Consider the following 17,609-nt stretch of genomic DNA (forward strand, 5'->3'; position numbering starts at 1 on the left):
TCGGAGAGAGAACCTTCAGTGGTATCTCAGCCTCGAGAGGGAAGCGTCGTGGCCAGGGAGCCGGGCACACTCGAGTCCGGGAACACCACAGGGAGAGACGCATGAAACCGAAGACGAAGGGCATCACGGCCGCTGTCCTCGGCACCGCGCTCGGTGCCGGCGGGCTCGCGTTCGTCGCGATGCCGGCCAGTGCCGACGACAAGCCGGCGCTGCCGCAGGTGAGCGCCGAGGACCTGGTGCAGTCGGTGGTCAAGGCGAAGCCGGGCGCGTTCGACGGCACGCTGAAGGTGAGCAACGACCTGGGCCTGCCCGCGGTGGGGAACGCGGTGCCGGGCGCGCAGGCGCTGAACATGGACTCCGCCCACATCTTCACCGACGGCGCCGGCAAGAGCAGGCTGGCCGTCACGCAGGGCGCGAGCCAGGAGACCGTGGTCCACGACGGCACCACCGTCTGGGACTACAGCTCCAAGACGAACACCGCGACCAAGCTGACCGTCCCGGCCGACGTGGCCCAGCGCAAGGGCGCGGGCAGCGACAAGACGGCCGACCCGCTGGCGGCGTCGACCGAACTGCTCGCGAAGGTCCGCGAGAGCAGCACGGTGTCGGTCGACGGCACCGCGTCCGTCGCCGGCCGCTCGGCCTACGAGCTGGTCCTGACGCCGAAGCCGACCGAGCGGACGCTGCTGCGCGAGATCCGCGTCGCGGTCGACTCGCAGACGCGGATGCCGCTGCGGGTGTCGGTGCTGAGCAACGGCACGGCGACGCCGGCGCTGGAGGTCGCGTTCACCGAGATCGAGTTCACCCAGCAGCCGGCCGACCTGTTCACCTTCACCCCGCCGAAGGGCGCGAAGGTGCAGGAGAAGACGCCGCAGGTCGACCAGCACGCCAAGGACCTGGCCGAGCAGGCCAAGCAGGACACGAAGGTCGTCGGCGACGGCTGGGACACCGTCGTCACCGGCAAGGTCCCGGCGGACGCGCTGAACGCGGCGCCGAAGCAGCAGTCCGGGCGGGAGGGCCGGGGGGCCAACGCCGACCCGAAGGCGCTGCTCGAGCGGTTCGGCAAGAAGGTCAGCGGCACCTGGGGCAGCGGCTACCTCTTCACCACGAAGGTCGGCACCGCCGTGCTGACCGACGACGGCCGCTTCGCCGCCGGTGCGGTGCCGGAGCAGGTCCTGTACGAGGCGCTGGGTCAGAAGTGACCAGCACGACGGTGCAGTCCGGGGCGGAGGTCTCTTCGGAGGCGTCCGCCCCGGCGGTCCCCCTGGCCGCGCGCACCCGGGGGTTGCGCAAGGTCTACGGCAGCACGGTCGCGGTCGACCACGTCGACCTCGACATCCCCGCGGGCGCGGTGGTCGGGATGCTCGGGCCGAACGGCTCGGGCAAGACGACGACCATCCGGATGCTGCTCGGGCTGGTCCGGCCGACCGAGGGCGAGGTCGAGCTGCTCGGCCGTCCGATGCCGGACGCGGCCGCGCACGCGCTGCCGGACGTCGGTGCGCTGGTCGAGGGGCCGGGCTTCCACCCGTTCCTGTCCGGGCGCGACAACCTGCTGCGCTTCGCCGCGGCCGAACCGCGGCTGACGTCGGCCGGCATTCCGTCCGCGGTGGACACGGCGCTGGAGCGCGTCGGCCTGACCGGCGCGGCGCGGCGGCGGTACAAGGGGTACTCGCTCGGCATGAAGCAGCGGCTCGGGCTCGCTTCGGCGTTGCTGGTGCCGCGGAAGATGGTCGTGCTCGACGAGCCGACCAACGGCCTCGACCCTGCGGGTACCAGGGAGATCCGCAGGATCGTCGCCGAGCTGCACGCCGAGGGCGTCACCGTGCTGGTGTCGTCGCACCTGCTGGCCGAGGTCGAGGCGACCTGCACGCACGTGGCCGTGCTGCAGTCGGGGAACGTCGTCGCGCAGGGCGAGCTGGCGGAGCTGCTGGAGTCGGGGAACGCGGCCCTGCTGGTCCGCACGCCGGACGCGGAGAAGGCGATGGAAGTGTTGCGGGACAACCGGATCGGCGCGCGGCTCACGCCGGACGGCGTCCGCGCCGACCTCACCGCGACTGCCGCACCCCGTGTCCTGGAGGTCCTGGTGGGCGCGGGGGTCGCGGTCCACGAGGCGACGCGGGCCCGCACCGGGCTGGAAGACCTGTTCGCGCGGCTGACGGAGGGGGCGGAATGACCGCGGTCCTGGAAGCGCCGGCGGCCCGCACGGGCCACGACACGGTGCCGCTGACCCGGCTGCTGGCGGCGGAGCTGCGCTGGATCTTCCGGCGACCGCGCACGCTGGCCGTGCTCGGGCTGCTGGCGCTGATCCCGGTGGTGATCGGCATCGGCCTGACCCTGGTGGACGACGCGGCGTCGTCGGGCGGGGGCCCGAACGACGGCGGCGGAGCCCTCCTGGCGTCGGCGGTCAACAACGCGTTCGTGCTGCCGATCGCGGCGATCGTGATGTCGCTGGCGCTGCTGCTGCCGTTGGCGTCGGCCATGGCGGGCGCGGACGCGATCGCGGGTGAGACGTCCCACGGAACCCTGCGCGGCTGGCTGATCGCCCCGGTCGGCCGAGGCCGCCTGCTGGCGGTCAAGGCGTTCGGCGTCGCGACGGTGTCGGTGGTTTCGGTGCTGGCGATGTGCGTGACGGGCGTGGTGACGGGCCTGATCATCAACGGCACGGATTCGCTGTTCACGCTGTCGGGAACGACGTTGTCCTTGGGCGGCGCACTGGCGCGGATCCTGCTGGTGGCGGGCTGGGTGGTACTGCAGCTGTGGGCGGTCGGCGCGGTGGCGCTGGCGATCTCCAGCTGGACGGAGCACCCGATGCTGGTGGTGGCCTCGGTGCTGGCGGGCGACATCGTGTTCACGATCCTGGGGTTCTTGACGTCGCTGGACTGGCTGCACCCGTTCCTGCTGACGCAGAACTGGTCGATGGCCCCGGCGGAGGTCCTGCAGGACCCGATGGGGACGCAGATGCTGGGCGAGGGTGCGTTGCGCGCGGCTTGCTACATCGTGATCGGGCTGTCGCTGGCATACGCAAGGCTGTCCACCCGAGACGGCTGAGGTTCTCCCCGGAGCCGGCAAGCCCGGCTTCGGGGAGAACACGGTGTCCGGCTAGCTTCCGGTGTTCTGCTTTTCGGTCGTACCGCGGACGAACCAGGCGACACCGAACGCGAAGATCGCGATCGTCTCCAGCCAGAGCACCGGGTTCACCGGGCCGAGCCGGTTGTGGGCGAACCACCCGAAGATCGCGATGAGCACCAAAGCCAGGACGATCACCACACCGCACGTGACGTAGATTTTGCGCCGAGGATCATTCGACTGCGGCGGCTGACCGGGCCGCTTTTCCGGGTGACTGGGAAAAAGCCACAGGCAGAAGAGCGCGAGCGCCACGAAGAAACAGGTGGCGGCCGTGGCGTGCACCGCGGCCAAGACCTGGTCCGTCCCGTTGTAGTTTCCCGGAGGCGTGGTCGGGAACAGGGCGACGACGATTGCCGCGATGCCGGCGAAGGTGCTGATCAGGTCGCCCCGCGTGGCGTACCCGCGGTAGGACAGCAGGAAAACCCCGACCGCGCAGAGGCTGCCGACGAAGACACCACGCAGTTCGCTGTAGTAGTAGCCGCTGATCGAGCCCAGCAGGCCACCGCCCCAGATGAGGGACTTCCCGATCATCAGCACCCAGGGCAGGGCGATCCCGATGATCCCGATCGCTTTCCGCAGGAATCGGTAGGAGTGCACCAGGTTTGCGTCACCATTGGCCATGACCAGCTCCTCGGGCCGTTGTCGCGAACCCCGGGATCCGGCCGTCGACCGGAATCCGGAGCTTTGTGCACGACAGATGTCGCGCGACCAGAGCCCGCGAATACAACAGACACCGAAACGTTATGCGGATGCGTTTCTCGCCGTGTCCTGGCCGATCAGCGCGATGCCGTCCGGGTCGAACTGCAGCTTCACCGCGTCCCCCGCCCGCAAATCCGAAGCCGCCGGGGCCACCGCGTCCACAGTGGACTCCGCCAGCCGGACCACCAGCCGCACGTGTTCCCTCCGGTGGACCGCCGCCACGACTTCACCCGGCACACCCTCGCCGGCGACGCGCAGTGCGTGCGGCCGCAACCCCAGCCGCACCCGGCCGTCGGCGACCTCCGGGAGAGCTACTTCGCCGAGGGACGTGCGCACGCGCCCGTCCGTCGCGGTGCCGTCCACGAACGTCGTCACCCCCAGGAACCGGGCCACCTCGTCGTCCGCCGGGTTGCGCCACACCCTGCGGACCGCGCCCTCCTGACGGACCTCCCCCGCGTCCAGCACCGCGACCCTGTCCGCCAGCGTGAACGCCTCCTCCTGGTCGTGCGTCACCAGCAACGCCGTGATCTTGCTGCGCCGCAACAAGTCCGCCAGGTCGATCGCCAGCTGCTCGCGCAGCCCCGCGTCCAAACCGGACAGTGGCTCGTCCAGCAGCAGCAACCGCGGCTTCGGCGCCAACGCGCGCGCCAGCGCCACCCGCTGTGCCTGCCCGCCGGACAGCTCGGTCACGCGCCGCTTCTCGAAGCCGGCCAGGCCCACCAGCTCCAGCAGCTCGGCCACCCGCGGTGCCCACGACGACCGCGGGACGCCGTGCATGCGCAGGCCGAACGCGATGTTCGCCGCGACGTCGCGGTGGGTGAACAGCTGGCCGTCCTGGAACACCAGGCCGAAGCCGCGGCGGTGGACCGGGACCGGGCCGAGGTCTTCGCCGTCCCAGCTCACCGTGCCGCGGGCGGACGGCTCGAGGCCGGTGATCGCGCGCAGGAGCGTCGACTTGCCCGAGCCGGACGGGCCGAGCAGGGCCAGCACCTCGCCGTCGGCGATGTCCAGGCGAGCGTCGCGGACCGCCGCGAACGCTCCGTAGTGGACAGTCAGGTCCCGCACCGACAACGCCATCAGAACTCTCCCACCCCGCCGCGCCCGAGCCGGTCGATCAGCGCGACCGCCAGCACCGTCACGAGCATCAGCAGCGCGCACGCCGCGTACGCCATCTGGTTGTTCAGCTCGCCGGGCCGCGCCATCAGCGTCGCCACCGCGACCGGCAGCGTCGGCGCCGTCGGCCGGGCGAGGAAGCTCGTCGCGCCGAATTCGCCGAGGGCCACGACGAACCCGAACCCCGCCGCCGCGACCAGCGGCCGCAGCGTCAGCGGGAGGTCGATCTCCCGCCACACCCGCAGCGGGCTCGCCCCGAGCGTCGACGCGGCCTGCCGCAGCCGGACGTCGACCGAGCGCAGCACCGGCAGCACCATCCGCACCACCAGCGGGATGATCACCAGCGCCTGGGCCAGCGGCACCAGGTAGGGCGACGTCCGCAGGTCGCCCGGCAGCGCGTCGAGCGTCACCAGGTACCCGAAGCCGACGGTCACCGCGGACACCCCGAGCGGCAGCATCAGGACGGCGTCCATCGTCTCGCCGAGGCCCCGCGCGGCTCTCGCGGGCGACCGGCGCAGCGCCACCAGCACCACGGACGCGAGCACGCCGACGACCATCGCGAGCAGCGTCGCGTCGATCGCCACCTTGAGCGAGTTCAGCGCGGCGTCCCAGCCGGACACCTGGAGCGCGCCCTTCTCGCCGGTGCTGGTCAGGGCCCGGTAACCGGCGAGGCTCCAGCCGTCCTCAGTGGACACCGATTCGGCGAGGAGCGCGACGATCGGCGTCACCAGCAACGCGAGCACGACGCCCGCGGCACCGACGACCCACCACTCGCCGCCCCGCGGCCGCCGGGCGCCGCCGGGACCGATCCGGGCGCCGTCCCGGCGCCGCCGGGCCAGCCCGCCGAGCACCAGCGCGGCGACCACGGCCGCGAACTGGATCAGCGACAGCGCGGCGGCCCCCGAGAGGTCGAGGAGGTCGACCGTCCGCAGGTAGATCTCGGTTTCCAGGGTCCGGTAGCGGGCGCCGCCGAGGATCAGCACGACACCGAAGCTGGTGGCGCAGAACAGGAACACCACGGCCGCGGCGGACGCGATGGCCGGCGCGAGCGCGGGCAGCGTCACCGACCGGAACGCCCGCCACGGCGACGCGCCGAGCGCCCGGGCGGCGTCGGTCGTCCGGGCGTCGAGCCGCGCCCACAGCCCGGCGACGGTCCGCGCGACGACGGCGACGTTGAAGAACGCGTTGGCCAGCACGATCGGCAGCACGCCGCCGTCCGGCCAGAGCGCGCGGAACGCCAGCCCGACGACCACGGTCGGCAGCACGAACGGCACGAGCACCAGCGTCCGCGCCAGGCCGACGCCGGGCAGCCGCACCCGGGCCAGCAGGAACGCCACCGGCAGCCCGGCCAGCACCGCGACCACCGTCGACGCGGCCGCGCTCCCGACGGTGAACCCGGCCAGCTGCCAGGTCCGCGGATCGCCGAGGACGACGTCGAGGCCACCTGCGGCGAACCCGCGGCCGATGATCGCGACGACCGGCCAGGCGAAGAACACCACCAGGAAACCGATCGGAGCCAGGCCGAGCAGCGCCAGGCCCAACCCGCGGGCGGTGCGGGGTGGGGCTACTGCTGCACGAGCGTGCGCCATTCGCCGATCCACTTCTCGCGTCCGGCCTGCACCTGGTCCGCGGGCAGCGTCTGCGGCTTCTGCGGCAGCGGCGCGACCTGCGCCCAGCCCTGCGGCAGGTCGACACCCTGGCGCGCCGGGTAGACGTACATGTTGGCCGCGACCGTCGCCTGGAACTGCTGGGACAGCAGGAAGTCCACCACCTTGCGGGCGTTCTCGACCTGCTTGCCGCCGGCCAGCACGCCGGCGTACTCGACCTGCCGGTAGCAGGTGTCGAGCAGCGCCTTGGTGCGCGGCTTCCCGTCGTCGCCGACCTCGGCGGCCGGCGAGGACGCGTACGAGACGACGATCGGCCGCGGCCCCTTGCCGGACGAGCCGGAGAACTGCTTGGTGTAGGCCTCTTCCCAACCGCTGACGACCTGGACGCCGTTGGCCTTCAGCTTCGTCCAGTAGTCCTTCCAGCCGGCGTCGCCGTACTTGGCGATGGTGCCGAGGAGGAACGCCAGCCCGGGGGACGCGGTCGCCGGGTCCTCGACGACCAGCAGGTCCTTGTACTTCGGGTCGGCCAGGTCGTCGTAGGTCTCCGGCGCGGGGAGGCCCTTGCCGGTGAAGTAGTTCGTGTCGACGTTGACGCAGACGTCGCCGACGTCGACCGCGGAGAGCCGGTGCTCGGGGTCGACGGCGTAGCGCTGCGGCCCGCGGTCGGCCTCCGGGCTGGTGTAGGGCTCGAAGACGCCCTCGCTGAGCGCGCGCGAGGCGAAGGTGGAGTCGACGCCGTACGCGACGTCGCCGATCGGGTTCGCCTTGGTGAGCACCAGCTTGTTGGTCAGCGATCCGGCGTCGCCCTGCTTGAGCACGGAGACCTTGATGCCCGACTGCTTCTGGAAGGCGTCGAGCACCTCCTGCGGCGCGAGGAAGGAATCGTGCGTCACGAGGGTGACGGTGGGCGTCTGCTGCGTGCCGCCGTCCCCGTCCGACAGCGAGCACCCGGCGGCGACCACGCCGACGACGGCGATGGCCGTCGCAGCCCTGCGTTTCATCTACCCTCCTGCACTTCGCCGGACGCGGAGGGGAAGCCCTCCCGTCGCCGGCATGATCCGGTCAGGTGCGAACGGTCGCGGATACCCGCCTCTCAGCCCGGCACCCGCCGGACTCCCGTGGCAACCGTGCAGCGTAGTCGAGGACGCAGGACGATGGAGACATGACGGAAATCTTGAGCGACTCCGAGGCCGACGGACGGCTGGGCGCGGGCTGGACCAGGACGGGTGCGGTGATCTCGCGCGAGGTGGAGCTGGCGAGCTTCCCCCAGGCGATCGAGGTGGTGAACCGGGTGGCGGAGCTGGCCGAGGCCGCCGACCACCACCCGGACATCGACATCCGCTGGCGCACGCTGACGTTCCGGCTCTCGACGCATTCGGCGGGCGGCTTGACGGCGAAGGACTTCTCACTGGCCGCCGAGATCGACGCGGTGCTCGCCGCCCTGTGATCCTGGTTACTCTGGGTGCACTTTTCCCGGGGTTCGACGTCTCTCGGTTACCGGAACCTTCGGGAGGGAGACGAGATGACTCAGGCAATCGTGGTCGGCACGGCAGCGTTCGCGACGATGGTGGCGGCGGCGGGCGGAGTGCTCTGGTTCACCGCCCGCAACCGCCGTCACCTGGACAGCTGAGAGTTCGATCACAGCTGTTAACGCGGGCCATGATCGGCGCGCTGTTCGGAGCGGAAGCATCGGTTTCACACCCCCGGGAACGCCATGAACAGCACCGCCCTGACCGCCGCCCAGCGCGCCTGGATCAACGCACTCGCCCCCGCGGTGGTGTTGATCGCGATCGCCCTGCTGGGCCTGCTCGGCTAGGCCGCACTGGCCGGTCGGACCAGCAGGTCCGGCGGGCTACCCGGCTTGGCCCGGTGTCTCGGGCGGCTCCGGGGCGGCGATGCCCGGAATGCCCGCCCCCGGCGCCGCCCGCGGTGCGCGCTGGTGAAAGCGGGCGTGTTCGACCCACCCTGGCGGGAGCCACCCGCCGGTCAACAGCTGCGGGTGGCGGGGGTGCACGGCAAGGGCCCAGGAGACGAACAGCAGTTCCGCCCAATCCGACTGGAGCATCCAGGAAATGGGGCCGTGCTCGCTGTTCCCGCTGAAGTGCACGGTCGCGGGCGCAACGACCGACAGACCGGAGATGTCGGTCCAGGGCCAGCGCAGGACGCTCGGGGTGTGCATGTAGAAGCCGTACTGGCTCAGGTAGACGTTCCCCTGCTCGATGGGGACCCAGCGCGGCACCGCCGCGGCCTGCGCGGCCCGGCGCGCCCGCGACTTGGCGATCGACCCGCCCACGAGCGTCCCGGCGACGAGCCCCAGCCCGACCGCGCCGGTGCCGAAGACCACGGGCGTGCTGACCTGCCAGCTGCCGTCGCCGAGCGCCCGGAAGTCGGAGAGCACGAACGACCCGCAGGCCCAGAACTTTTCGTCGCCGCCGATCGTCGGCGGAAACGGAGCGAGCACCTCATAGACGTCCTGCGTGCTCTGCCCGCCGGCCAGCAGGGCGGCGAGGTAACAGGTGTACCACAGCACTTCATCGCGCTGCGTCCACGGCGGCACCGGATTCGCTGCCGTTTTCTGCCCCATCGTGAGAACCTTCCAGCCACCGGACGATGCGGCGGCCGATCCTAATGGCCGGGCGGCCCGGCGGGGGCCGTTACCGAGCGGTCACCACCCGGCTCGCCCAATACCGGCCGATTCGGGCGGGCTACAAGGCGATGTGCTCCGGCGGCGGAAACCCGGCCGGCACGTCATCGGTCGTGGTCCAGTACTCCAGGCAGGACAGGCGGCCGTCTTCGGCGAACACGATGAGCCCGCCGCCAGGTGCGTCGGCTTCGATTGCGACCGGAGGGTCGGCGACCACCGCGATCGGCAGGGTCCGGTCGACTTCCAGGTTGATGCTCGGACACCCGCAGTCGCAGCGTCCGCTCACCCGGGCCGTCGGCGCCTGGGCTCGCAGTTCGGCGGCGCCGGGGAAGTCGCCGGCGAGCAACGCGTCCAGGGTCGTCCGCTCGTTCGGCGTCAGCGGACGGGTCGCCATCAGTAGCGGGCCATGTTCGGGATGGTCTTTTCGGCGACGCCGATGAGGTCGTCGACCTTCGCCACGTCGGCCGTGACGTCCTCGGCCGTCACCGAAGGCGCCTCGGACGACCGGTAGGCGACTTCGTTGCGACGGACCCGCATCCGGTTGAACGGGCGCAGGAGCGGTCCCAGCGGCGGATCGAGCTGCGCGAGAACCGCCTCGTAGACAGCGATGTGGCCACCCCGGCTCGTGGCGCGCAGGCCTTGGTTCTGCAGCACGGCAGCCAGCGCGCGGCGGGCGCCGTCGTACAACAGCGTGTAGGCGCCCTCCGGGTCCGACTCCAGCAGCTGCCGCGCCGAGGCGACGTGCGTGCGGGCCCTGGCGATCTCCGCCTCCGCGGCCTCGCGCGAAGCCGGGACGCGTTCGAGGGAGCCGCGCGCGAGGAGCGCGTCGATCGTGACGCGGCCCTGGTTCCACCGGGTCATCGGGTCTCCTGCTCGAGCGGCAGCGGGACCAGCGGGCGCTCACGCACGCTGGTGAGGAAGGGATCGGTGCTGTCGGCCGCCCACGCGGCGGGCGAGATGCGGTGGACGTTGACCTCGCGCCCCAGCCGCCGCGACACGGTCTCGGCCAGGTCGAACAGCGCGTCGGGGTCGGGCGAGCCGACAACGAGGACGTCGACGTCCCCGGGCGGCGGCCCCGGCTCACCGCGGTAGCGCGCGGCCCAGGAGCCGTAGATGTAGGCCTCGCTGATGCCGGCCAGGCCGGACAGAGCCTCGGCGAGCAGTGGCATCGGGCCGAAGGTCACCGCGATGACCTCGCTCAGCGGCCGGTAGAGCGGGGTGTCGGTGCGGGCTTTGACGAGCCGGCTGCGGCCCACGCGCCGGTCTTCGAAGATGCCGCCGCCGACGAGCCGTTCGACTTCGCGCAGCACGGTGGTCGCCGAGACGCCGAACTCTTGGGCGAGCTCGGTGATGCTGTACTCGCGCTCCGGGTGCAGGAGGAGCAGCGCCAGCAGCTCGCCCTGCATGCGTGAGCGGAGCAGGGGGAGCAAGCTCGGCGAAGCTTTCATTGGACGCAGTATATCCTGCGTCCAACGTAAACGACAGTCAGTAGCCGACCGTTACACGTTGAAGCGGAACTCGACCACGTCGCCGTCGGCCATGACGTAGTCCTTGCCCTCCATGCGGACCTTGCCCGCCGCCCTCGCCGCCGCCATTGAGCCCGCCTCCATCAGGTCGTCGTAGGAGACGATCTCCGCCTTGATGAAGCCGCGCTCGAAGTCCGTGTGGATCACGCCCGCCGCTTGGGGGGCCGTGGCGCCCTGGGGGATCGTCCAGGCGCGGGACTCCTTCGGGCCCGCCGTCAGGTACGTCTGCAGGCCCAGGGTGTGGAAGCCCGCGCGGGCCAGGGAGTAGAGCCCCGGCTCCGGCTGGCCGACCGACTCCAGCAGCTCGCGCACCGACTCCTCGTCGTCCAGCTCCAGCAGCTCCGCCTCGACCTTGGCGTCCAGGAACACCGCGTCCGCCGGCGCGACCAGCTTGGTCAGCTCCTCGCGGCGGGCCTCGTCGGTGAGCACCGACTCGTCGGCGTTGAAGACGTACAGGAACGGCTTCGTCGTCAGCAGGCTCAGCTCGCGCAGCGCCTCGAAGTCGACTTCCCTCTGCGCCTGGAAGAGCGTGCGCCCGGCGTCGAGGATTTCCTTCGCCTTCTGGGCGTTGTCGAGCGCGGGCTTGTTCTCCTTCTTCGTCCGCGCTTCCTTCTCCAGCCGCGGCAGCGCCTTGTCGAGGGTCTGCAGGTCGGCGAGGATCAGCTCGGTGTTGATCGTCTCGATGTCGCTCGACGGGTCGATCCGGCCGTCGACGTGCACCACGTCCGGGTCGTCGAACACGCGGATGACCTGGCAGATCGCGTTGGCCTCACGGATGTTCGCCAGGAACTTGTTGCCCAGCCCGGCACCCTCGGACGCGCCCTTCACGATGCCCGCGATGTCCACAAAGGACACCACGGCCGGGACCGTCTTCTCCGACTTGTACAACTCGGCCAGCTTGTCCAGCCGGGGGTCCGGCAGCGGCACGACGCCGACGTTCGGCTCGATCGTCGCGAACGGGTAGTTCGCGGCGAGCACGTCGTTGCGGGTCAGCGCGTTGAACAGGGTGGACTTGCCGACGTTGGGCAGGCCGACGATACCGAGGGTGAGGCTCACGACCCCGCAGTCTACGTGGCTGCCCCGGTCGGGCCCCACGCACCCAGCGCCGTGGCGGATTTCCGCCAGCGGCCGCGCTGACCTGCTGACATGCTCGGCTGCATGGTCACCGAGACGCTTTCACTCTGGCGTGACGCCGAGCGCTGCTACCGCGTGGTCACCGCCCGCGACCCGCGCTTCGACGGCCAGTTCATCATGGCCGTCCGCACCACCGGGATCTACTGCCGCCCGTCCTGCCCGGCGTCGACGCCGAAGGCGCAGAACGTCCGCTTCTTCCCGACGTCGGCGGCCGCGCAGGCCAACGGCTTCCGCGCCTGCCGCCGCTGCCTGCCCGACGCCGTGCCCGGCTCTCCGGACTGGAACGTGCGCGCCGACCTGGCCGCGCGGGCGATGCGCCTGATCTCGGACGGCACGGTGGAACGCGAAGGCGTCCCGGGGCTCGCGCGGCGGCTCGGCTACTCGGAACGCCAGCTCGGCCGGGTGCTCACCGCCGAGCTGGGTGCGGGGCCGCTTGCGCTGGCCCGGGCGCACCGCGCGCATTCGGCGCGGCTGCTCATCGAGGTGTCCGAGCTGCCGCTGACCGACGTCGCCTTCGCGGCGGGCTTCTCCAGCGTGCGGCAGTTCAACGAGACGATCCGCGAAGTGTTCGCGACGACGCCTTCGCAGCTTCGCGCCTCCGCGGCGTCACGGCGTGGGCGTCTGGGCGACGTGAGCGGCACCCGGCTCAGCCTGCGGTTGCCGTTCCGGCCGCCGTTCGACGCTTCGGGGCTGCTTAGCTTCTTCGCGGACAACGCGGTGCCGGGCGTCGAGGAGGTCACCTCGGAGTCCTACGCGCGCACGCTGCGGCTCGCCCACGGCACCGGTGTCGTGCGGCTGACGCCGTTGCCCGATCACGTGCGCTGCGAGCTGGTGCTCACCGACCTGCGCGACCTCGGCAGCGCGGTCAGCCGGGTGCGCCGGCTGCTCGACCTCGACGCCGACCCCGCGGCGGTGACCCGTGTCCTCGGCGCCGACCCGGTGCTGGCCCCGGTGGTCGCGGCCGTGCCGGGGATCCGGGTGCCGGGCGCGGTCGACGGCGAGGAACTGCTGCTCCGCGCGCTGCTCGACGGCCCGCCGCCGGACGGCGACGAGGTGCCGGGCGAGTGGGGCGTGACCCGGCTGTTCCCGACCGCCGCCCAGGTCGCCGCGGCCTTGCCGAACCACGCCGGAGTCGTCGCGGTGGCGGAAGGCAAGCTCGACGTGCACGTCGGGCGGGACGCGGCGGAGCTGCGGGCGGAACTGCTGGCGTTCGTCGCCCCGTCGACCGCTGACTACGTGGTCATGCGCGTCCTCGGCGCTCCGGACGTCCTGCTCGCCGACGACCCCGCCGTCCGCCGCGGCGCTGCCCGCCTGGGCATCGCACCGGACTCGCTCGGCGAGCAGTCCCGCGCGTGGACGCCGTGGTGCTCCTACGCCGGGATGTACCTCCGGCGCGCGGCCGCTCAGCCCTGTTCGCCCGGCCAGAGCACGGCCTGGGCGACGATGACCTGATCGCCGTCGAACGTCGCGGCCGGCGAACCGTGCAGGCGGTAGCCCAGCTCGAGCGCTTCGCTGACCCGATGGCAGAACTTGGCGTCGTCCGGGCCGGTGAGCAGGCGGTAGCGGGGCAGGCCGTTCGGCGGCTGATCGGTCATGGCTTCATCTTGGCCGGGTGCTCAGCCCGCGCGCACCTCCAATGTCGACCCGGTCCGGGACTTGCGGACGCGCAGCCGGGTCGGGATGCGCTGCCGCAGCTCCTCGACGTGCGAGACCAGCCCGACCACCCGCCCGCCGGCCCGGAGCTCGTCGAGGATGTTCATCACGACGTCGAGGGTTTCGGCGTCCAGGGTGCCGAAGCCCTCGTCGACGAACAGGGTGTCCAGCAGCGCGCCACCGGTCTCCCCCGCCACGACGTCGGCCAGCCCCAGCGCGAGGGCCAGCGACGCGAGGAACGACTCGCCGCCCGACAGCGTCTTCGCCGGGCGGATGGTGCCGGAGTAGTCGTCCAGCACGTCGATGCCGAGGCCACCGCGGGTGCCGCGTGCCCCGGCCGCGTCCGAGTGCACGAACGAGTACCGGCCCTGGCTCATCGTGCGGAGCCGGTGCGTGGCGGCGACGGCGACTTCTTCCAGCCGCGCCGCCAGGACGTACGACCGCAGCGACATCTTGCGGCTGTTCTGCCCGCGCCCGTTGACGACCTCCGAGAGGGCTCGCAGCTCCGCATACTCCGCCTCGGCCGGCTCGAGCCCGGCCAGTGCTTCCCGGAGCAGCCCGGCCAGCCGGTTCAGCTGCTCGTGCTGCGCGGTGGCCACCCGCAGCGCCGCGTACGCGGAATCGGCACGGGCCCGGGCCAGCTGGGCCGCGTCGGCCGCGCGGCCGACGTCCGCCACGTCGTCCGGCGAGATCCCGAACAGGTCCGGCTCGGCCAGCAGCGCCCGCGCGCCCGCGGCGGCCGCCTCGGCCTCGGCGATGCCCTGTTCGAGCTTCTCGATCTGCTCGTCCGGCAACATCGCGGCCCGGGCCCTCTTCAGGGACGTGAACCCCTTCGCCGTGACCGCCGCGTCCACCAGCGTCTTCTGTTGGGCCACCCGCTCGCGGGCGCCGGTGACCGCGGTGCGCGCCTCCGCGACCGCCTCCAGGGCCTCGGCCAGGCCGAGCAGGTGCTGCCGGCGCGCGCCGACGTCCGCGAACTCGCCCCGGCCGGCGACCAGGCGGCGTTCCCGCTCGGCCAGCCGCTCCTCCAGGGCGCGGACGTCGGTCGTGGCTTCGGTGGCCGCCTGCTCCGCCCGGCGCAGGCGTTCGGTGCGGGCTTCGAAGTCGCGCTCCAGCAGGACGACCTGCTGGCTCAGCTTGGCCTTCGCGGCGGCCTGCGTGGTCAGTTCCGCGACGGTGGCGCGGGCCTCCGCCAGCTCGGCGGTGATCGACTCGGCCGTGCGCCCGGCCAGCCGCTCGATCAGCCCGGCCAGCCGCGCCTTCGCCTCCTCCAGCGCGACGACGACCCGCTGTCGAACGGCGTCCGCCGCCTGCTCGGCCTCCTCGGCCGCGCGTTCCTCGGCCGGGTCGACCAGTTCGACGTCCCGGCTCGCCTTCGCCGGGTGCTCGGCCGACCCGCACACCGGGCACGGCGCGCCGTCCGGCAGCGCGGCGGCCAGCTCGGCCGCCATTCCGTCCAGCCGCCGCTCGCGCAGGTCGAGCCGGCGTTGCCGGGCCGCCTGGTGCGTGTCGACGACCTCGCGCAGCTTGGCTTCGCCGCGCTGGACCTTCGCCTGGGCCTCGGGCAGCTCGGCCGCGTCACGGGCGAACGCGCGCAGTTCCTCCACCTTCGCCTTGGCGCCGTCGAGTTTCGCCTCGGCTTCGGCCGCCGTCAGCGCGTCCGCACGCAGTTTCGCCAGCTGGCCGGGGAGCACGGCCAGCTCGGCGGTCAGCTCCTCGACCTGCTGCCCGGCCGTGACGGCGGCCAGCTTCCGGTCGTCCCGGCGCATGACGTCCAGTTCTTGCTGTTCGGCCTCGGCGACCAGCTCCGCGACCGCGCCCGCCTCTTCGCGCGCGGCGGCCGCCCGCGCCTTCAGGTCGCCGGTGGCCCGGGTGCCGAACTCCCGCAGCCGAGCCCCGCGGGCCTTCTCCGCCTGCTCGGCTTCGGCCAGTTCGGCCATCCGCCGATCCAGCAGGTCCGCCTCCACGGCGACGCCGGCCGCCCGCCGCGCGGCCGCGACCTCCTGCGCCCACTCGGCCCGCTGTGGCGCCTGCTCGGTGATTTCGAGGAGCCGCAGGTGGGCGTGGCGGACCCGGCGGATCTTCTCCGCGCCCGCGCGTTCTTCCTGCAGGTAGACGTCCGCGCGCTGCGCGGTCGCCCTGGCCTGCTCCTCTTCGGCCGTGACCCGGGCGACACGGCCGGCGGACTCCGTGAGCACCGCGCAGACCCACTCGGGGATGTCCGCCTCGGGCGGCTCCTGCTGCGCTTCCTGCGCGTACCGAGCCAGGAGTTCCCGCATCTTCTGCTGGCGTTCGGCCAGCTCCCGGCCGCGCTCGGCGCGCAGGTCGGCGAACCAGCGTTCGACGTCGGCGAAGCGCTCGGTGCCGAACAGCCGCTCCAGGAGCTTCTCGCGCTCGGCGGTGTCCGAACGCAGGAAGCGCGCGAACTCGCCCTGGGGCAGCAGCACGACCTGGAAGAACTGGGCCGCGGTCATTCCGAGCAGCCGCTCGACGGTGCGCGCGACCTCTTCGATCCGGATCAGGCCCTCCGGCGGCAGCCCGGCGGGTGCGGTGCCGACCCAGCTCAGCGAAACCCGCGCCTGCTGAGTGGTGGTGCCCTCGCCGCGCCGCTTCGGCCGCTGGTACTCGGGGTTTCGCACGATCTTCAGCCGGTGCCCCTGCACGGTGAGCTCCAGCGCGACCTCGGTGACCTGGTCGGGCTCGGCGAGGTCGCACCGCAGCCGTTTGGCCTCGTTGCGGGCGCCGGGAACCACGCCGAACAACGCGAACGCGATCGCGTCGAGCAGCGTCGTCTTGCCCGCGCCGGTTTCGCCGTGCAGGAGGAAGAGGCCGTCGGCGCCGAGCACGTCGAAGTCGACCACTTCGCGTGCGCAGTACGGCCCGAAGGCTTCGACCTCCAGCCTGTGCAGCCTCATTTCGCGAGGGCCCCCCGGTCGGCCGCTTCCAGGGCCAGGAACAGGAGCTGCTCTTCGCTTTCGCTCGGCGGGGCACCGCGGCAGTCGTCGAGGAAGCTGCGCGAGACCTCGATGTCGGACCGGCCGCGGACGGCGTCGGAATAGCGCAGCGGGGCGCCGGCGTGCCCGCCCGCAGGCTCCCACTCCAGGTGCACCGCGTACGGGAACCGCTCGCGCAGCCGCCGCATCGCGTCGACCGGGCGGACCCGGTCGGTGACCGTGACGGAGAGGAAGTGGTCGAGGTATCGGTCGTGTTCCGGGTCGGCCAGGAGGTCCTCGATGTCGCCTTCGAGGGTGGCGAGGGCTCTCGGCACGGGCAGTTCGTGGCGCCGGACCTCGTGCAGGCCGTGCTCGTCCACCTCGACCAGCCAGACGGATTTGCGTTGGCGCGCTTCGGAAAACGAGTACGCCAGCGGGCTGCCGGAGTAGCGCAGGTGCTCGGCGAGCGTCTGCGGGCCGTGGAGGTGGCCGAGGGCCACGTAGTCGACGCCGTCGAAGACCGAGCCGGGCACCTGCTCGACGCCGCCGACCGCGATCGTCCGCTCGGAGTCGGTGGGTTCGCCGCCGGTGACGAACGCGTGCGCGAGCACGACCGAGCGGACGCCGGGCCGGGTTTCCAGGTCCGCGCGGATCCGGCGCATGGCCTCGGTGAGCACGCCGGTGTGGCCGCGCGCCTCCGGCACGCCGAGTGCGTGGCGCGCCGGTTCCGGTTCCAGGTAAGGGATGCCGTAGACGGCGACCGGGCCGCCGTCACCGTCGAGGAGCACCGGTTCGGCCAGCCCGGCGACGGTGGTGCGCAGGTGGAGGCCGCCGGCCGCGGCGAACTCCGCGAAGGCGCCGAGGCGGGGCGCGGAGTCGTGGTTCCCCGGTGTGACGACGAGCTGCGCGCCGGCCGCGCGGATCCGGGCGACGGCCTTCGTGGCGACCCGCACGGCTTCGGCGGAGGGGACCGCGCGGTCGTAGATGTCGCCTGCCACCAGGACGGCGTCGATCGCCTCGCCGGCCACGAGGTCGGCGAGGTGCCCGAGCACCGCTTCCTGTTCCGCGAGCAGATCGGCGCCGTGGAACGTGCGGCCGATGTGCCAGTCGGACGTGTGCAGGAATCTCACGGTGGCCAACGGTACGACCCGCGTCCGACGAAATCGCGCAGGCACGC

General features: G+C 72.4%; 17 protein-coding genes and 1 riboswitch. Of the genes, 5 read left to right on the forward strand and 12 right to left on the reverse strand.

What is annotated here, in order from left to right; genetic code table 11:
* The first annotated feature begins 101 nt into the window (after positions 1–101).
* The 3 genes from ABZX11_RS39650 to ABZX11_RS39660 are packed head-to-tail and all read left to right on the forward strand — an operon-like array spanning position 102 to position 3,045.
* Positions 102–1,199 (forward strand): outer membrane lipoprotein carrier protein LolA, encoded by a 1,098-nt coding sequence (locus ABZX11_RS39650; RefSeq protein ID WP_354923344.1) that lies wholly within the window; start codon positions 102–104, stop codon positions 1,197–1,199.
* Positions 1,196–2,170: an ABC transporter ATP-binding protein gene (locus ABZX11_RS39655; RefSeq protein ID WP_354923346.1), complete on the forward strand. Its 975-nt coding sequence runs from the start codon at positions 1,196–1,198 to the stop codon at positions 2,168–2,170. Before ABZX11_RS39650 ends, ABZX11_RS39655 begins: the two co-directional genes overlap by 4 nt.
* Complete coding sequence (locus tag ABZX11_RS39660; protein ID WP_176174976.1) at positions 2,167–3,045, forward strand: ABC transporter permease subunit; 879 nt, start codon at positions 2,167–2,169, stop codon at positions 3,043–3,045. Before ABZX11_RS39655 ends, ABZX11_RS39660 begins: the two co-directional genes overlap by 4 nt.
* A gap of 51 nt (positions 3,046–3,096) precedes the next feature.
* Here the strand turns inward: ABZX11_RS39660 and ABZX11_RS39665 are convergent, their stop codons facing one another.
* The 4 genes from ABZX11_RS39665 to ABZX11_RS39680 form a co-directional block, all read right to left on the reverse strand.
* On the reverse strand, positions 3,097–3,744 hold the full coding sequence (locus ABZX11_RS39665) for a DUF998 domain-containing protein (protein ID WP_176174975.1): 648 nt from the start codon (positions 3,742–3,744) through the stop codon (positions 3,097–3,099).
* A gap of 120 nt (positions 3,745–3,864) precedes the next feature.
* A complete protein-coding gene (locus ABZX11_RS39670) occupies positions 3,865–4,899 on the reverse strand; it encodes an ABC transporter ATP-binding protein (RefSeq protein WP_354923350.1) in 1,035 nt (344 codons plus the stop codon).
* Positions 4,899–6,455 (reverse strand): iron ABC transporter permease, encoded by a 1,557-nt coding sequence (locus ABZX11_RS39675; RefSeq protein WP_354923451.1) that lies wholly within the window; start codon positions 6,453–6,455, stop codon positions 4,899–4,901. The genes ABZX11_RS39670 and ABZX11_RS39675 overlap by 1 nt, the downstream gene beginning before the upstream one ends.
* A gap of 44 nt (positions 6,456–6,499) precedes the next feature.
* A complete protein-coding gene (locus tag ABZX11_RS39680) occupies positions 6,500–7,543 on the reverse strand; it encodes a thiamine ABC transporter substrate-binding protein (protein WP_176174973.1) in 1,044 nt (347 codons plus the stop codon).
* A gap of 22 nt (positions 7,544–7,565) precedes the next feature.
* A riboswitch (TPP riboswitch) is annotated at positions 7,566–7,672 on the reverse strand.
* 32 nt (positions 7,673–7,704) lie between these two features.
* Between ABZX11_RS39680 and ABZX11_RS39685 the strand changes: the two genes are divergently transcribed.
* Positions 7,705–7,989 (forward strand): 4a-hydroxytetrahydrobiopterin dehydratase, encoded by a 285-nt coding sequence (locus ABZX11_RS39685; RefSeq protein WP_354923353.1) that lies wholly within the window; start codon positions 7,705–7,707, stop codon positions 7,987–7,989.
* Between the two features lie 405 nt (positions 7,990–8,394).
* Here ABZX11_RS39685 and ABZX11_RS39690 read toward each other — a convergent pair whose 3' ends face one another.
* The 5 genes from ABZX11_RS39690 to ychF form a co-directional block, all read right to left on the reverse strand.
* Positions 8,395–9,126, reverse strand: coding sequence for a hypothetical protein (locus tag ABZX11_RS39690; RefSeq protein WP_354923356.1), 732 nt, complete (start codon positions 9,124–9,126; stop codon positions 8,395–8,397).
* Between the two features lie 121 nt (positions 9,127–9,247).
* On the reverse strand, positions 9,248–9,580 hold the full coding sequence (locus tag ABZX11_RS39695; RefSeq protein WP_354923359.1) for a hypothetical protein: 333 nt from the start codon (positions 9,578–9,580) through the stop codon (positions 9,248–9,250).
* On the reverse strand, positions 9,580–10,047 hold the full coding sequence (locus ABZX11_RS39700) for a hypothetical protein (protein ID WP_354923362.1): 468 nt from the start codon (positions 10,045–10,047) through the stop codon (positions 9,580–9,582). The genes ABZX11_RS39695 and ABZX11_RS39700 overlap by 1 nt, the downstream gene beginning before the upstream one ends.
* Positions 10,044–10,634: an HTH domain-containing protein gene (locus tag ABZX11_RS39705; protein ID WP_176174967.1), complete on the reverse strand. Its 591-nt coding sequence runs from the start codon at positions 10,632–10,634 to the stop codon at positions 10,044–10,046. The genes ABZX11_RS39700 and ABZX11_RS39705 overlap by 4 nt, the downstream gene beginning before the upstream one ends.
* 51 nt (positions 10,635–10,685) lie before the next feature.
* Positions 10,686–11,768, reverse strand: a complete 1,083-nt coding sequence (gene ychF / locus ABZX11_RS39710) for a redox-regulated ATPase YchF (protein ID WP_354923366.1) — start codon at positions 11,766–11,768, stop codon at positions 10,686–10,688.
* A 102-nt stretch (positions 11,769–11,870) separates the two neighbouring features.
* Here ychF and ABZX11_RS39715 point away from each other — a divergent pair, with 102 nt between their 5' ends.
* A complete protein-coding gene (locus ABZX11_RS39715; RefSeq protein WP_354923369.1) occupies positions 11,871–13,298 on the forward strand; it encodes an AlkA N-terminal domain-containing protein in 1,428 nt (475 codons plus the stop codon).
* Here ABZX11_RS39715 and ABZX11_RS39720 read toward each other — a convergent pair.
* From ABZX11_RS39720 to ABZX11_RS39730, 3 genes are read right to left on the reverse strand one after another with little or no spacing between them, the layout of a single operon-like run.
* Positions 13,250–13,441 carry a DUF1737 domain-containing protein gene (locus tag ABZX11_RS39720; RefSeq protein ID WP_176174964.1) on the reverse strand — a complete coding sequence of 64 codons (192 nt, stop codon included), beginning with the start codon at positions 13,439–13,441 and terminating at the stop codon, positions 13,250–13,252. The genes ABZX11_RS39715 and ABZX11_RS39720 overlap by 49 nt on opposite strands.
* 21 nt (positions 13,442–13,462) lie before the next feature.
* A complete protein-coding gene (locus ABZX11_RS39725; RefSeq protein WP_354923372.1) occupies positions 13,463–16,414 on the reverse strand; it encodes an SMC family ATPase in 2,952 nt (983 codons plus the stop codon).
* Positions 16,411–17,562: an exonuclease SbcCD subunit D gene (locus ABZX11_RS39730; RefSeq protein ID WP_354923375.1), complete on the reverse strand. Its 1,152-nt coding sequence runs from the start codon at positions 17,560–17,562 to the stop codon at positions 16,411–16,413. Before ABZX11_RS39730 ends, ABZX11_RS39725 begins: the two co-directional genes overlap by 4 nt.
* Positions 17,563–17,609: the final 47 nt, after the last annotated feature.

It is taken from the genome of Amycolatopsis sp. NPDC004169, assembly GCF_040610315.1.
Classification (GTDB): domain Bacteria; phylum Actinomycetota; class Actinomycetes; order Mycobacteriales; family Pseudonocardiaceae; genus Amycolatopsis.

Excerpts from the sequence above, each read along its gene's own strand:
- ABZX11_RS39650 (WP_354923344.1), top strand. The coding sequence starts at position 102 with ATGAAACCGAAGACGAAGGGCATCACGGCCGCTGTCCTCGGCACCGCG.
- ABZX11_RS39660 (WP_176174976.1), top strand. The coding sequence starts at position 2,167 with ATGACCGCGGTCCTGGAAGCGCCGGCGGCCCGCACGGGCCACGACACG.
- ABZX11_RS39665 (WP_176174975.1), bottom strand. The coding sequence starts at position 3,744 with ATGGCCAATGGTGACGCAAACCTGGTGCACTCCTACCGATTCCTGCGG.
- ABZX11_RS39670 (WP_354923350.1), bottom strand. The coding sequence starts at position 4,899 with ATGGCGTTGTCGGTGCGGGACCTGACTGTCCACTACGGAGCGTTCGCG.
- ABZX11_RS39680 (WP_176174973.1), bottom strand. The coding sequence starts at position 7,543 with ATGAAACGCAGGGCTGCGACGGCCATCGCCGTCGTCGGCGTGGTCGCC.
- ABZX11_RS39685 (WP_354923353.1), top strand. The coding sequence starts at position 7,705 with ATGACGGAAATCTTGAGCGACTCCGAGGCCGACGGACGGCTGGGCGCG.
- ABZX11_RS39690 (WP_354923356.1), bottom strand. The coding sequence starts at position 9,126 with ATGGGGCAGAAAACGGCAGCGAATCCGGTGCCGCCGTGGACGCAGCGC.
- ABZX11_RS39695 (WP_354923359.1), bottom strand. The coding sequence starts at position 9,580 with ATGGCGACCCGTCCGCTGACGCCGAACGAGCGGACGACCCTGGACGCG.
- ABZX11_RS39700 (WP_354923362.1), bottom strand. The coding sequence starts at position 10,047 with ATGACCCGGTGGAACCAGGGCCGCGTCACGATCGACGCGCTCCTCGCG.
- ABZX11_RS39705 (WP_176174967.1), bottom strand. The coding sequence starts at position 10,634 with ATGAAAGCTTCGCCGAGCTTGCTCCCCCTGCTCCGCTCACGCATGCAG.
- ABZX11_RS39715 (WP_354923369.1), top strand. The coding sequence starts at position 11,871 with ATGGTCACCGAGACGCTTTCACTCTGGCGTGACGCCGAGCGCTGCTAC.
- ABZX11_RS39720 (WP_176174964.1), bottom strand. The coding sequence starts at position 13,441 with ATGACCGATCAGCCGCCGAACGGCCTGCCCCGCTACCGCCTGCTCACC.
- ABZX11_RS39725 (WP_354923372.1), bottom strand. The coding sequence starts at position 16,414 with ATGAGGCTGCACAGGCTGGAGGTCGAAGCCTTCGGGCCGTACTGCGCA.